Here is a 15,409-nt window from a genome sequence, read left to right as displayed (position 1 = left end):
ACCTCCTCACGATTGTGTTACGATTTCACGCAAAGGGCAGTTTTCATGCCCCATCAGCCAGAAGACCGGGTCGAGGACGCCCCAAGGCTCGTATTGCCCGTCTTCCATGCTGTGACCCATTGCGCTGACCGGGAAATATCTGATATTCGAGAACTCCGCCTCGATTAGATTCACTGCGTTATCAAAGCCATGCTCCAAAAGGAATGTGCGACAAACGTTATTGAGATGGTCGGCATATGCATATGGCTCTGATGCAGATGCTTCCGCACTCTTATATGTCGCACGGATACGTGGAAGCCCGATTTCTCGCTTGTACAAATCCGACTTTGTAATGATGGCCGCTACCGGTACTGCCGCCGATTTTGTAGCGTGTTTGCCCATAATCTCATCCAGAGAGTTGATAAAGTTCCCAATCGTTTCGGAAACATAGTTTGCCGAGGCGGTAGGATCAATCACCAGCAGAAATCCCTCGCAGTAGCGGAATTGCTGTTGCTGCAAATCAGCTTCGGAAAAATTGAACACTTCTCCGGCAATATCATACATTGTCATCTGGATCGACGTATTCTTCCCAGTAGAGTGGAGGATACTGTACATGCTTGCGTTGGTTTCCGTCGTCGCTTCGGCGGCTCCACTCTCAAACCATTCATCTAAAATTTTGAAGGCTTCAGACGGAGTTGCTTCATAGGAGATTCCCTGCAGCCGATTCAGCCAAGCTCTATATTCGTTCCAAAAAGCTGCGAGGAATGTGGTTTTCCCCGCGCCAATCCCTCCAACCAGCTGAATCCCGTACTGCTGGGAGCCGCTTGAAAATAGCTCCGTGTCGCAAAAGGGACAATGCGCCTTGTACTTGGATCGACCGCCAATAAACGTAGTTGCCAGAATGGTGTCGCATGAGCATTTACGCTTCATGACGCCATATGGCCCAGGAACCAAATTCTTGTGCTCCAGCCCACAGGTGGGGCATTCAAAGGTCGGAACTACAAATTTGCGCTTGCAGTTTGGACAACGGGTATGTATCGAATTTTTGATTAGTACAGCACGGTCGGATAGCCAGAGGATTGAGAAGAACAGGAAAAATCCGATCATCCCAATAATGATCCCTGTGGCGAGGATAAACGAAAAGACGCCTACCCAGATGCAGCCTAAAACCTGTGCGCAGAAGATCGCCAGACCGTACCCGATATATATCCACATATCAATGATCCAGCTATGCCGAATTGCTTTATCTTTCCATGCCTTTAGCTTGATTCGGTAATCTGCCAGATTTTTGAATGCACCGCTGACGATCTGAGATATTTGGTGAAATCCTGGGCCAAAACAGTAATTTCGCTTTATCCCCTGTGTTGCGTCAGCGTGGTTATCCACATATGTCTTATATGGATTCAGATTTTCTCTGAAAGCGGAGATGAAGCTGTGCAGGGAAACAAACAGCGCATAGCCCGTGCTTACAACTACGCTAACGGTTAGCAAGACGGATGCTATGGGCATGATTACATATTCGACCAACAGATATAGCAGCCATACTACAACACAGACCGCGACAATAATGCCAAGCAGTTCTTCCATACGTCACCGCACCCTTTACTTTTTTCCCCAGCGACTAGACTTGGAATCACCAGATGAGCCATGCGAGAAGAACCTCCCAAATATCGACCCGCTTTTGTTTTTATCTCGCAACGCTGCCGCATCTCTTTCAACTAAGGCAAAGTATTGCTGCTCTCCTTTGGTTCTCAGCGTTGATCTGATTGCGGACATTCCTTTATCGAACTTTTTCACAGCCGCACAGTTTTCAACCAAAGCGTTGAAAAGATTCCCGCCGTTCATTCTGGAGGCGGCGGCAATTACCTCGCCAATAATACCTTCCTGACGACTGCCCAGATATTGGAATGCTTCTCCAACAATCCGGTCCGCATAAAATCGTGATCTCTCAGAGGCTTCAACAATAACAGCAAATACCTCCTCCGAGACTTTGCTGGCGAACAGCTTTTTCATCAGCATATCGGCATAGGCTGCATCCTCGGCCGAGGGGAAGCCTTGTGCAATCAAGCTGTTCACAAGAGAAAGAACCGACTCCGCCAACCGCTTGTCATCTATGACGCTCAAAGCGCAGATGTGCGCTGAGTTAACGCAGTTCGCCCGTCCGGTGTTATTGTTTTGAATCTTCGCAGCCACTTTAGCGGCCGCTTTGTCAGAGACGACAAGATTTTTATCCAAGGAACTCAAAATGGGCGACATGTCCATTCCCGCGAATTCTCTGTCGGAAAGCACATCATCCAGAAACCTTTCCATCTCCTGCGGTCGGGTAAGCTGTCTTGCTTTGAACGCCAGTACATTGAAGAAGTAGCCGTCCAAGCGGTAGCCTTGAAGCTGATGCCGGAAATTCGAGAGGGCGCGATCAGAGGAAACCGTTTCCGGCGAAATTCTGCAAATCAGCTGCAGAATAAATCCGATGTAGTTTGCATCGCTCGAGCTTCCCGCATCCGACAAGAGGGTATCGACAGTGTCTGTCGGATTGATTTTGTAATAGGAGTCGGCGACCTTCAGCGCACCTTGTCCGTCTCTCTCGCCGTAAAGAGCCTTAATGCTGTTTGTAAACACCTCTCGCGCTGAGTTGGACAGCATCTCTCTGACGCCGCGCATATTTCGTAAGTTGCTTACGAAAATCTCGGAGAATCTGACCCAGTCATCAGATTTGTATGCCAGCATATAGTTTTGGAACTCTTGAACCGTTGCCTCCGATGTAAGGTGAGCAGCCGCTTCCTGCACAAAGGAGCTGGCTCCAACGATCTCCACAAGCTCCGCTGTCTTTTCACTCCGAGGCGATTTAAAGACATTTGATGCAAAGGACTGGCAGACGATCCGCTGAAAGCTCTCTGCAGCGGCGGTATCTCCGACGACCGCAGCTGCCTTGTTCAGCCAATTCAGCACAGAGAACGCCAGCGCAGCATCTTCCTTTAGATACTCGGAAAGGTTTGCCTTGATCTTTTCATAGAGATTTTCAAGATAGAGTGTTTTGATGAGGCGGTGGTGGCTGAGGGTGTTTAGCCCGCTGACCACGTCCTTAAGCACGGGGAACGACCCATAGCTCTCCAGTTTCGAGTACGCGACAAACAGCTTTATCACATCGCTTGATGGCGACGAAAGATCCACCGTCTGCATGAACTCCCTGCAGAAATAACTGTGCCCGTCATCGAACCCCGTTACAAAGTGATAGAATGGATTAGATGCTTCCACCTGTGCTGACAGCGTCTTGGTCTTTCCGTCTAAAATCACATAAGGCGAATTTGGCAGCACTCTCACAGCCGCATTATTCGTTCTATCTCGTCCGTCAACGCCCACGATCATCGCACGGTAGCGCAGCTTTTGATCTGGATTCTGCAAATCGATCATCGGCTGATAGCGGCCATTCAGATTTACGGTGTACTTATTGTTATTCGTAAATTTATCAAGGCGCGTAGCAAAGGACAGCCCCGATGCCATTCGCGGAGAGAACGCGCTCTCAATGGCGGCAATCCACAATTCAAGATGCCTAGAATCCTCATCTCGAATCACGAGGAACTTTCTCTCCTCGGGCGGCAGATCATATTGGCCGACGAGGAACGCGATGGCACTCTTCAACACGTCGCGACGCCCGTCCGCCACGAAGCTCGCAATATCGTCAAGGCCGATATTCCCAATTTCATCCGAAAGGTTGTCTCGCTGGGGAAGTGGCGTTGGAGCATTTTCGTAGTAGAAGGCTTCACCTCGCTCCTGCGCATCCCAGACGGAATGATTGCCAAAGGTTTCATATGGATAAAGGTCGTCAAACCCTCCCATGAACCCTTGGTTAATGAAATTGCCGGGGCGACGCGGATAACTGCCACCTTTTACAGTTCTGTCAAAATGAATCGGATGAAAATTGACGAGTATCCGATTCCCGATATCAGGAACATAGTACAGATACGCATCGTCCATAAAAGCCGGATCTGCATAGGACTGCTTTTCACTCAGAACCTTGTCCAAAAACTGCAGATCGACAAAATCATCGTCCGTTACATTGCACGTGCAGGAATACACCTTAAATCCGCCAATCCCTCCGCCAGGCACGGAAGCTTGGTTTTTCTTGATATCAATGCCGTCTCCACATCGAGTATGAATGATTTCCGAATACATACGCTTCCTCCTCGTCTGCGCTGTTATTGATAACCGGTAGACCGGTGAACAACCGAATTAGTCAATAAATTTATAGCGTTTAAACAACCAGAGAATCGGATCGAGAACCCTGTGCGGCTTGATTTCCTCGGGCAAGGTATCCGCATCCACCGGAGGCGCACCATAGCTCGATACGCCGAATAAATAGTATTCCTTGAAGTGGGAGTCCAAAGCGTTGATAAATGCGCTCTCGCCAATCTTCTCCAGCCAGTCACGCATCTCTGAGTCAATCTGCTTAATTTCCGAAATATCGACCATGCCGTTTCTCACGGTCAGGCTGCTTTTCTTGATCAAAGCCTGCGGCCCGAAAGCCCGATGGTTCAGTATGGTGTCGAACTTTGTCAGAACGACTGCCACAGGAATATCCAACTTCTTCGTAGTCTTGATCCCGCGCGCGGCTTTGATGTAGGCCGCCACGCTGTTGATAACATCTTCGGAATTCTTGCTGACGCTCTCTGCTCCACCGAGGGAATTCCTCATGACGTCCGCGTCAACCAAACCGCCGCGACGAATGTTGGGAAGAACCAGCGGATCAATCGCCAGAAGGATCGCCTTAGAAGCGTTGATGTAGCGGCAAACTGTGGAGGTGGGGTCAAGGTTGTTCTCGTGATCTTCGCCTGCTCCGTCAAAAATCGTGAACGTATAGGTGGGAACATCGTTGCCACGCTTTTTCTCAAGATTCCTTATGTACCAGATCTGCGGCATATTTTCCCCCGGACTGGTAGCCTCCGGGATGGTATGCTGCTCATAAATCAGATCTTGGTTCATATTCTGATGATCCAGAGTGTACTTGGTCTGATGCCCCAACGCAAGGCGCAGCCCCGAAGACCGCGCCAGCTCATGCAGCATCACCGTGATATAATTGGTCTTGCCAGAGTTGGAAACGCCCACAATGCTGAACGGAAGATTCGGCGTTTCCAGTGCCATTTTCGGAATAACCTGCCCACAGGACGGGCATTTCCGCAGGGTAGCAAACCCTCCACAACCCGATGTTTTGCACTTGATCGGCTCACGAGCAAACCAACCGGGGTCTGTGGACTTGCCGCAATCCGGGCAGACATATAGCACCTTGCTCTTGTCATATTCGCGAATGCAGAAGGGGCATGTAAACTTCGCCATGATAACACCTATACCTTTCCTGAAAATCCTTGTTTCCACCGAAGTGAAATGCTGTCGTTGCCGCTATTTGAGGGTTCAAACAAAAAATATTTGTACTTTTTCAAGTACTTACTCGTTACGTCCGTTTTGACTGCGTAAGTCCTGCTGTATTTTTTCTGCGGTGAATCCAGATCGTCCGCAGGAACTTTCATCATGATCTGAGCATTCTTGTCGTCATACGCCGCAATAAACTGACCGGAATCGCAGACGCACAAGTAGAGTTCTGGAACATATTCAATCGGCCTGTTTCCTTCCACTTCAATATGAAGCTTCAGACCGTCAAACATCCCATAGCTGACAGACCAAAACAGATTCGCCAGTAAAGGCCGCTCCACCTTCAGCTTGGCAGACTCGGAAACCAACTCTTTTCCGTTGAGTTCATGGATCGTGAACACGGAAATAAAGAAAGCGGTTTCATTGACCACGAAGTCCTGAAAAGGAATGTATCCGCGTTTCTCATAGGCATCCACAGTGATTCTCTGAATATCGGATGCTTTGCCAATATCGTCTGCTTTTGCCCATCTGTCCGATGCTGACGAGGTTCGCACGGTATAATAGAACCCAACCACGCTAGATGGTATATTGCCGACCATGCGAATTTTCAGATCAATGCGATAGTTGATTCCATTTCTGCCGGAAATCAGATTCTCCTCGATCTCGGTCGCCTTTTTATCGATCCCACAAGCAGAGTATGTGTTGACACCAACTCTGTTTTCACTGTTCAACCACTTGCCGCCGGAATAAGCCGCCGCGCTAACTGTGCAGTATGTATCCTTGGGTAGGCTCACCTGCGCCGATCCATCATCGGACTTGGCCTCCGCAACCAGCTTGTTATTGACCTGAATCCTAAGATCAATCCCTTTTTGCTTGATACTCCAGGTGACTTTGTATATGTTGTTCTTAACCTGATCGACACGGATCGAGAAAGAGTCAATGATAACCAGAGGGGTGATAACCGCCTCGATGCCGGGACTTTTATCCTGTCGTCCGTAGTTTGCACAAACCCTGTATTTATAGGTCGTTCCAAACTGAGCGGTAGTATCTTCGAAGCTTCCGTGTGCCGATTCGGACAGTATAGATGTCTGCCCGCCTTGCATCCGATATACTGTTGCGCCGCTGCTGTTTTCGGGAGAATCCCAAGTGATGCGGATACTGGAGCCGTGTTGCACCACATGGCAGTTCCTCACGTCGGCGTACAGCATCCCCGATGTGGAGAGCGGGGCTGAAAACACATCAGCTCTCGCAGCAAACACAGAATACGAATATGTCCTTCCTGCTTTAACGATCTTGTCTACATACGATGTCGCTGTGGTATCGTCCAAGAGGATTTCTCCATCTATTTCCGACGTGGAGCCTTTTCCGTCGTTCTTTCTAAGCAGCCGATATGTAACACCTTGCTCTGTAGTACGGTTCCAACTGATATTGATTACCCCGGAGTCGGAAACCGGCGTGACATTCAAGAGACGGCAGGGTGCCGGCGCGTTGGCGCGAAGGAACGTAAGCGACGGCGCGTGGTCAGCGCACTGCATCAAAATCGATACGCAGGTATCCGCTTTCTGCGATGCTGACATTCTGCCTGTCGAGGCGAACAGCGCGTCAGCCTTGGAGAGTTCTCCCGTGATAATCCTTTCGAACTCCGAGTCATTCAGACTCGGATATCTCTTTATAATCCCGCCGAGTTCGGCGCGGGCGGTCTGATACTTGCGCTCGGCGATGAGCTGGTGGAGTCGGTTTATCGGCTCTTTTAGCGTGGCCTCTGCCTTGTCAATCTGGACCGAGAGCTGATCGATGCGCCCTTTTTCACCCGGAGCCGCCGACTGCGCTTGAAACAGATATTTTCGGGCGTTTTCAAAATCATTTTTCCTAAATGCACTCTCGGCCTGTTGGTAGAACTTTGAAAAAAGCGCGGCGCTGGCAAAGATGTACCCACAATGCGGGCAGGAGTCCTTGAATACAGGGATTAACTTTCCACATTTGTCACACTTTTTGAAAAGCTGCTTGTGGCAGTTTCTACAGGCATTCGCTTTCAGTGCGTCGGCCTCAGACTCGAATTCGCTCACAGAGCCGCAATAGCTGCACTTGATCGTATACACCCACGCTATCGGCCAATAGTAATTGTCCGTGAATCCGGCTTCCGTATTGTAGATTGCCAGAGCAACATCATAATCCGGGAAGTAATTGCAAATGATCTTAATGCAAGGGTCCGCGAATTTTGAATTGAGCAGAGTTGCTTGCGGAGCTTTCTTCATCGTGGCAAACAGCTTAGTCAGTTCCTCTGAATGGTAAACCAGATGCCGATCATACGCCGCACGGTTTTCATCCGAGTTGAATACATAAGTTTTTGCAGCCGCCGAGAGGGAGCCGCACAGCTTTCCCAGATCATCATTCCGCTGTGAGTATTTGCGAGAAGCGGGGGCGAATATCTCCCAAAGCTCTTTCGTTTCCATCGCTCTGTACAAAGCAATGTTTTCAGTATCTTTGGAGATATAAGCCGCGAATGAATACAGATCGACAACGACGGAAGTATCCTCACCGTTCGGATTCGGATCTTTGGTTTTCCTCAACGCATCCAGCTCGGAATAAATGCGATCTACATTTGTAGGGAACTTGGGAAACGCCGCCAACGGGTCTTTATCGATAATCTCAAACCCTGCGTCGGAAAACACCTTTTTGACATGCTCGATAGACAGCCGACTTTCTTTTTTGTAATGACGAATCGAAGCCTCGGTAACGGTATGGCCGCCAGTCATTGCAAGCAATTCGACTGTAGCCGTAAGAGAACTCAGCTCCACTGCGGTTTTCTGATCCGCAAGGGGCTTAAAGGCAGAATCAACCAGCTTCTTTCCATCAGGCGTCAAGATTTGTGCAACGACACCGTCCAGATAGTCAATCTGCGCTTGAATGGCATCTCGGTTTGTCTGCTGCGTTTCTCTCCCAAGCGCAGAGCCAAGCTCTGCTTTTTTCTGTTCAATTTTCTTTTTTACCTGCTCAGCATTGGTCTCAGGCGGATCAAATGCCAGCCCCACCAAACCAAATAAATCAAACTCTGCCACGTCAAATCTCCCCACAACAATTCAGTGCGCTTGTATCCGTCTATCAGTCATTCCAAGTGTCCGTATCAGGATTGTCATCTCCGTCGCCTCCGGCTGCTTGCATCATGGAGATGTCAGAGACATATGCATGAGAAAGCAACTGGCAACAATGAGAATCATGGATAAAGCCAAATCGTATATCAATCTCATTTTCGGAAGCTTGAAACTTTCTTCCAATGACTTTTCCGTCAATTTCGACCTCATACTGTCCGCCGTCTGTCAACGACATTCTTAGGTGAAATTGTGGACCGACCGTTGCCACGCTTGCCCCATCCAACAGTATAGAACCGCCGTTCTCGTTCAGATACGCAGAAATCAGTCCCAGTGAGATTTCCAGATATCCGCCCGGATGTGGGCTGATAGTAGACGTGTTGATGTCGCATTCGATTTCAAAATCATCGGACGGATCAATCGTGTACCGCACTCCCTCATTCATCGCGCTGACGTTATATCCGTGGAATTCGATATTCTCCTCGTTGGCAATCACATGAATCGCCGGTTCGTTAAACTGCGCCCCACTCGGATGCATCAGAATATTGTCGTACTGTCTCCATTCAACATTGCTGAAGGTAACGGCTTTGTACTTATGAACCACGCTCTGACCGCTCCTCGTGCCAAGCTGAAGGCCGACGTTGAAGCCCTGATCCTTGTTTTCAGTGGTAACAGGCTGCCCAAACTTGGCGACATCTGCAGGAACATTTTCCCGTCGGATGGGAAGATCAACATTGGAATCTTCCTGCCGGGCTTGAATATGTATAACACCGTTTACGTCATAGCTATACTGGATGCGAATAACCGTGCCAATCTTCTCGCCGCGCTTGACATGCTGAATTCCGGTAACTACATACTTATATGTGATCTGGCAATCCAGCGGATTCTCACGATCTCCCTGCAGAACATAGATGGCAAGTTCGTTATTTGACCGAGGAGAGGTATAGAAGCGGAACCGCTTGGCCGCTCGGACGGGGCGCGGGTGGTTGGCCGGGATAATAATCTCGTTGTAGTAACGATTGCCCTCATCGTTAATAGCAATTACGCCCATTGCATGAGCAGTGGTTTCCCGCAGCGAAAGCATACTGAGACTGTTGAGTCTCTTTTCCGCACGAACAGCGACGCGCGTACTGAGACCAGCACTGGATCTGTCGGTGGTTTTCTTTCCGTCCACAATCTGAACCGCAAGTGCTGCATAGGACTCATTCTCCTTGGAGGACTGAATTGCGGCTCCGAGCGCCACTGCTTCATCTGGATTGACGTGGGAGAGGGGACGCTTCTTAAACAGCTTTTGAAGATAGTTTGGTACCTGCGGCATCCTTGTTGAACCGCCAACCAGAAGCACATCGGTAACATCTCGCTGCGAGAGTCCAGCCTCCTCCAAGACAGCAAGGCACAAAGCACCAGTGCGGTCAAGGAGATCCGCCGTATTCTCTTCAAACTCCGTTCTTGTAATGTTTACTGCGACCCTCCCATATCCGGGGAATGATGCGGCCACTTTCGCCGTTTGCATATTTTGCGCCGAGAGTTGCTTTTTAACTCCCTCGGACATTCCTCCGACAATAGACAGTAATTCCTGGTCGTCTCGGATCGAGAGGCCAGTTTCACTCTCAAAACGGGAAACAAGGATATCTTGGATTCTGGCGTCCCAATCGCGCCCGCCGAGCTTATGGTTGCCTCTGGTCGTGATCGTGGAAAGGACGCCGTTCTTTCCCATATGGACAAGTGTCACATCAAAAGTTCCGCCGCCCAGATCATAAACGAGAATGTTGGCGTTCTCTCTCCAGTGGTTCAATCCATATGCCATAGCTGCGGCATTCGGTTCGTCAATGATTTTCTTGACTTTGAGTCCTGCAGTCTCTGCCGCACGGATGGTCGCCTCGCGTTCCTTGGAATAAAAATAGGCGGGAACCGTTATAACGGCATCTTTAATGGTGTCGCTGATAGCAGCCTCTGCTTCCTCTTTCAAGTGCCGCAACAAAAGCGCCGACAAGTCCTCGGATGTATAGGGTTTGCCGTCAATGTAGCAATATGGTTTTTTCTCGCCCATCTCCCGCTTGAAGGTCGCAACACAGTCTTCCTCGCCGGCGTTATAGGCATCTTCCGCCTCACTGCCGAAAATGATCTCGCCATCGAGGAATTGAATGACCGAGGGGGTTAGTTTGCTACCCTCGCTATTAGGAATGATCTGAGGAAGTTTAGACTTGGGGTCAATATAGGCCACGGCAGAGAATGTGGTTCCTAAATCTATTCCGACTGATGTGCTCATATCGTTGCACTCCTATACATGGTTATTGTTTGATACTTCTTGTTTCTCCCAAACACATTTTTAATTTCCCGCGACAAAAGCACCTCAATGAAAGATGATCTTGTTTCGGTCGACAATCAGTCGACCATCATCAGGCGGGTAACATTTCACTTCTTCTTAAGCGGTAACACTACCTTATGGTGATATGTGTTACCCGGTCGAGACGTTCCGCAGCGGTTGCAATGCGTCTGCGACATCAGATTGGGTTTGCCACACTTAGGGCAAGTCCAAGTCATAACAGCACCTCCTTTTCATGCAAATTCATATCCAGGTTTGCATTTCACGTTTCGTCATTTTGTTTCGGACGTCACCAACAGATCACGTGTATTCTCACATGGACATCCCATTTTCTTCTTCTGCTTCCTGCTGCTTCATTTCAGAAGCAATGCCCTCCCAATCGGTAGATGTATGGTAGATGTTTGCCGAACAATCGCCATTGTTCAGGCTCTCATATTCTTGCTGTATCTTATCACGTTCCTCGGATACGAATCGCTCGATGGCCGCTTCATCAGTAACACCGTGATCCCTTGAGTTTTCACGATAGTTATCAAGAACTGCTTCCATGTCTCGTTCCCGACTAGCGCGAATATCTGGTGTAATTGTCCGTTTTAATACCTTGGGAGTCTCCATATACAACTGCTCCCCTTAAATATTTATCCTTCCACAGAGATTGGCATCACATCGCAAATACAGTGATGCGATGCCAACCTTTAATCATCGGATAGCTTCTTAAATCTGACCGCTGGTATTGATCCCCTCGAAACGCTTCTTTGCCTCGGTGACCTGTTCGGCTGTATAACCGTTGTCGGGATTGATCTCGACCGTAGTAGCTTCGCCGGTCTTCATGTTCTCGGCGGTCACTTCCAGACCGACGGTACTGGAGCGGAACACAACACGGATCGGAGAACCCTTGGGTGTATTCGGAGGAAGCTGCAGCCGGACTTTGCCGATGCGCTTTACCTTAAGCTCCGGATCCGGATACTGTTCATTACCTTCCTGGTCAAAGCAGGGCAGCACGTGTTTGTTGACACGGTCTGTCGCAACGTTTTCATACACGTTGACAACGATTTCGGGCGCGTTATCGACTCTGGTGCGGTAGACCGCCTCAGCTTCTACGGGAATCTCGTCATCGACGAACAGCAGATTGTCAATCATATAGCTGTCCTCAGAAACGAATACGGCGGGGCCAAGAGAACGGGTGAGCTTATCGCTGACCGTGCTCACCTGCTGCGGAACATTGATCAGCAGATCTGATGCGTCCCCAGAGGAAATGACCTCATCGGGGATGTCCGCGATGACCTCCTGCTCTTCCTGAGAGATATCCTTGCCCTGCTGCAGCTTTTCTTTGATATCGACAATCCGCTCATTCCACTCGATGGCAGCGGACAGGGCGGCGCCTTTTGCGACGGCAAGGTTGGGCTGCTCTACGCGCACTTTGCCGGGAAAGAGACCCTCGACAGCATTTCTGATCATCGGCATAAAGGTCGAACCGCCGACCAGAAGCACAACATCCACATCGTCTGCGCCCAGTCCAACGCCGGAAAGAAGCTGATGCACGAAGTCCATCGTCTGCTCGACCAAATCCCGCGTCAGTTCCTCAAACTCCTGCCGATTGAGTTCAATGCGAGTACGATCCCTATCGTATTTGATGGTATAGCTCTTCTTTTCAAGCGTTGACAGATCCTTTTTGGCCTGCTCCACCTGCGCTCCGATCGTGGCCTTAAGCTCCTCATCCATGTCGGCAATCTCAGTGCCGTTTTCACGTGTGTACTGTTTGCACATGTAGTCAAACATGCGGGCATCCCAGTCGATACCACCGAGCCTGTCATTGCCGCCGCTCTTGATGATATCAATCAGAGCCTTTCCGTCATCGTCTACGCTGAAGTCAAAGAGAGTGATATCAAAGGTGCCGCCGCCAAGATCGTAGACCATGACCTTGCGGTTCTCTTTAAACTCGCGGACGCAGTAATTCAGCGCGGCCGCCGTCGGCTCGTTGACGATGTTCAGCACATTAAGACCGGCGATGATACCGGCCTGCTTCGTCGCGGTGCGCTCCTCGTTACCAAAATACGCAGGGCAGGTAATGACCACATTCTTAACGTCATGCCCCTGAGCGTCTGCGTAAGCCTTCATACGCTTTAAGAACAGCGCGGAGATCGTGATGGGGTCGTATTTGACTCCGTCAAATTCGTATGTAGGCGCATCCGACTTCCCGATGTACCTCTTCACGAACTCTACTACTCGGTCGCCCTCGAAATCTTTCTGATTCTTGGCGATCTCGCCAACCACGGGATCGGAGCCGTCTTGGAAGTAAACAGCGGACGCCAGAAGATCGCTGCCCTCGTCCAGATTTGCAATAACTTCCGGCATCCCGTTATCATCCAGTGTGGTAATGACGGAATAAGTAGTTCCTAAGTCGATTCCATAAACTTTTGCCATTTTGTGTTTCCCCCTTATTCTGAGTCTGAACCGTCAGCGGTTTCAGTAATTTCGGTGTCGATATTTGCGGCAGGACTCTCGAAGAAATAGATGTCTACAAGTTCCTTTATCACCGTCCGATTCCCAATGTAGAAGCCGGAGTTATAGGATTTTGCCACCGTATCATGTTTCTCAGGATCATCTGTCGGAATGCGGTTGAGGATTTGGCAATGCCTCGGATTCCTCTTTTCGCCGGGTGCGCTACGCAGCTTGCCCATCCCGTAAACTTCAAGCAAGTCCTCCAGATCCAAGAGCATATATTTGATACTCTTTTTGGCCTTAGGCTCGGCAACCTCATCTGCCAGCGTCTCATTGTTGCCGTAAATCCTTGCAATGGCGGCGAGAATATCATCGTAAACTCTGCCTTTGTCGATCTTTCGATACTGTTCCAGCTCATCCTGCATGGACTTCAGCCGTCCGGAGAACTCCGTATGATACAATTTGTGCATTTCTCGGACTTCCGAGAAAATGCGCTGTTCGGTGTTAGCTATGACTTCTAGCTTTTGACCGATCTGTTCCAGACCAACGGCATCTGTTTCCGAAGCTTCCTTTGGGGTGTCCGCAGGGGGCTTTGCATTTGGGTCAGCTTCACTGGCCACCGCATCCTCTGTGGGCGCTTCTGTTACCTCTGAGGTCTGGTCACTTTCTGGCACTGCCTCCTCGTCAGACACGGGGCTGTATTCAGGATCGGGAACGGGTTGCATCTCTGCACGAAACGCCTCGCCGTCCGGGGATAGGGACTCATCGAACATTCTTTCTTCCTCCAACGTGCTGTCCTCCAATCTTGTTAATCTTTTACTTCCGCAATCAGTACGCCGTCGATGCTGTGGATACAAGCCACACCATCTGCCAGTTTTCCGAGTGTTTCCGCTCTGATCCGAGGTTCATCCGTCTCGTCAACAGACAGACCCCGCGAATTGCTTGTGTTCATAAAGGCGTTATTTTGGGAAATGTTATAGCGTATGCGTATTTTTCTGTACTTTCCCAAATGCTCCGACCACTTTTGGCAGGTGGTTCCCGAGGCATGTCGAAACAATACCGTCGTGTTCACATTGCCCGTAATCTCTGAGAATAGATCATCGCCGCGCTGCTCACCTCCGAAAAGGGACGATACAAAGTCCTGGCAACTGACCGCATATGGATGCCCACGGAGCACATCGGTTATCTTGTCGTGCTTAGAGATTGGGATGTTGTCCATGAGTACGGCAAATTCCTTGCCTTGGCTTTGCAGGAGCAACAAGTGGTTGAGTACCAGAGATACCAGCAGCTCATTGCCTGAACTGCCCACATCAATGGTTATCACACCCTTTTGGTTCAGCATCCGCTTGATGTTTGAAAACTTTGATAACGGCTTACCGTAGACTGCCTCGGACTGCCGATTGAGCCGATTAAGAAAAATCCTAACCGCGTCAGTATCCGAGGAGCCGGCCATGCAGTAGTGGTTTATTTCATCGTAATCATCACCCGTAAGCTGCCCGCAGTTTTTCATGGCGTCGATCTTGACTTTCAGCGAAATCAGCGGGAACGCAGAAAGGTTTTGCAGTGTAATTTTGCCGTCCGTCAGGAGCAAAACCTCAATCAAAGCACGAAGCAACGATTCAGCGGCCGGAGTTGCTGTGTCTTTCGGCATGGTTTCGTAAAGCAGAAACGCGATATCATCGACAGGCAGCCCTCGGAAAACGTCGTAAAAACAGTCTTTACGGGAAATGAATTCATAGTCACGGCTATGGTTTTTTATCATTTGCTGCAGCTCGTTATTGCCTGTGTGCAGTACGATAACGGACGTGTTCTCTGCTTGTGCCTTATGTACAAACGGTATCAGTGCCAAAACTCGCTCTTTATTTTGCCCACCAGAAACGATAACGCTTGTAGGGTTATCACTTTCTCCCCAGATGTAATCAAGCGCAGGCGTTGGCGTCTGAGACTGATAATCATAGACATCGTTGTCGTCTGGCTCCCCAGCGGTTAAAAGGAGCTGCTGCTTGTTGATGCCGGGAAGCACGGCGACCGCACGGTTCTGAAAGTTAGCGTCTGCTGCATGCTGGTATAAAGCGCGGATCTCCTTTTTTGTGCGGGCATTCTGCAGACCGGTATAAATCATATTGCCGGTCCACATCGAAGCAGCGGTTGCCCCGCGTGCGACTCCGCCCATTATTCCCATAGTAGTGCCGAACCATCCCACTAGCCGCGA

9 protein-coding genes are annotated in these 15,409 nt (G+C 49.7%); all 9 read right to left on the bottom strand.

Going from position 1 to position 15,409, the window contains the following annotated elements; translation table 11 throughout:
• Positions 1-6 precede the first annotated feature (6 nt).
• The 9 genes from ACO4XG_RS05370 to ACO4XG_RS05330 all read right to left on the bottom strand — a co-directional run bounded on the left by ACO4XG_RS05370 (position 7) and on the right by ACO4XG_RS05330 (position 15,400).
• On the bottom strand, positions 7-1,566 hold the full coding sequence (locus tag ACO4XG_RS05370) for a TRAFAC clade GTPase domain-containing protein (protein WP_308507958.1): 1,560 nt from the start codon (positions 1,564-1,566) through the stop codon (positions 7-9).
• Positions 1,567-1,581: 15 nt separating this feature from the next.
• Entirely contained in the window at positions 1,582-4,152 is a 2,571-nt protein-coding gene (locus tag ACO4XG_RS05365) for a hypothetical protein (RefSeq protein WP_308507957.1), read from the bottom strand.
• Positions 4,153-4,209: 57 nt separating this feature from the next.
• The gene (locus tag ACO4XG_RS05360; RefSeq protein WP_308507956.1) at positions 4,210-5,310 is read right to left on the bottom strand and encodes a hypothetical protein; all 1,101 of its coding nucleotides are present in this window, start codon (positions 5,308-5,310) and stop codon (positions 4,210-4,212) included.
• Between the two features lie 8 nt (positions 5,311-5,318).
• Positions 5,319-8,402 carry a hypothetical protein gene (locus ACO4XG_RS05355; protein ID WP_308507955.1) on the bottom strand — a complete coding sequence of 1,028 codons (3,084 nt, stop codon included), beginning with the start codon at positions 8,400-8,402 and terminating at the stop codon, positions 5,319-5,321.
• A 43-nt stretch (positions 8,403-8,445) separates the two neighbouring features.
• Positions 8,446-10,701: an Hsp70 family protein gene (locus ACO4XG_RS05350; RefSeq protein WP_308507954.1), complete on the bottom strand. Its 2,256-nt coding sequence runs from the start codon at positions 10,699-10,701 to the stop codon at positions 8,446-8,448.
• Positions 10,702-11,070: 369 nt separating this feature from the next.
• On the bottom strand, positions 11,071-11,370 hold the full coding sequence (locus ACO4XG_RS05345) for a hypothetical protein (protein WP_308507953.1): 300 nt from the start codon (positions 11,368-11,370) through the stop codon (positions 11,071-11,073).
• A gap of 99 nt (positions 11,371-11,469) precedes the next feature.
• Entirely contained in the window at positions 11,470-13,179 is a 1,710-nt protein-coding gene (locus ACO4XG_RS05340) for an Hsp70 family protein (protein ID WP_308507952.1), read from the bottom strand.
• Positions 13,180-13,193: 14 nt separating this feature from the next.
• Positions 13,194-13,985, bottom strand: a complete 792-nt coding sequence (grpE, locus tag ACO4XG_RS05335; protein ID WP_308507951.1) for a nucleotide exchange factor GrpE — start codon at positions 13,983-13,985, stop codon at positions 13,194-13,196.
• 20 nt (positions 13,986-14,005) lie between these two features.
• A complete protein-coding gene (locus ACO4XG_RS05330) occupies positions 14,006-15,400 on the bottom strand; it encodes a hypothetical protein (RefSeq protein ID WP_308507950.1) in 1,395 nt (464 codons plus the stop codon).
• Between the last annotated feature and the right edge of the window lie 9 nt (positions 15,401-15,409).

The sequence above is a fragment of the Stomatobaculum sp. genome, assembly GCF_057248925.1.
This window is presented reverse-complemented; position numbering and strand designations above follow the sequence as displayed.

Excerpts from the sequence above, each read along its gene's own strand:
- ACO4XG_RS05340 (WP_308507952.1), bottom strand. The coding sequence starts at position 13,179 with ATGGCAAAAGTTTATGGAATCGACTTAGGAACTACTTATTCCGTCATT.
- ACO4XG_RS05365 (WP_308507957.1), bottom strand. The coding sequence starts at position 4,152 with ATGTATTCGGAAATCATTCATACTCGATGTGGAGACGGCATTGATATC.
- ACO4XG_RS05360 (WP_308507956.1), bottom strand. The coding sequence starts at position 5,310 with ATGGCGAAGTTTACATGCCCCTTCTGCATTCGCGAATATGACAAGAGC.
- ACO4XG_RS05350 (WP_308507954.1), bottom strand. The coding sequence starts at position 10,701 with ATGAGCACATCAGTCGGAATAGATTTAGGAACCACATTCTCTGCCGTG.
- ACO4XG_RS05370 (WP_308507958.1), bottom strand. The coding sequence starts at position 1,566 with ATGGAAGAACTGCTTGGCATTATTGTCGCGGTCTGTGTTGTAGTATGG.
- ACO4XG_RS05345 (WP_308507953.1), bottom strand. The coding sequence starts at position 11,370 with ATGGAGACTCCCAAGGTATTAAAACGGACAATTACACCAGATATTCGC.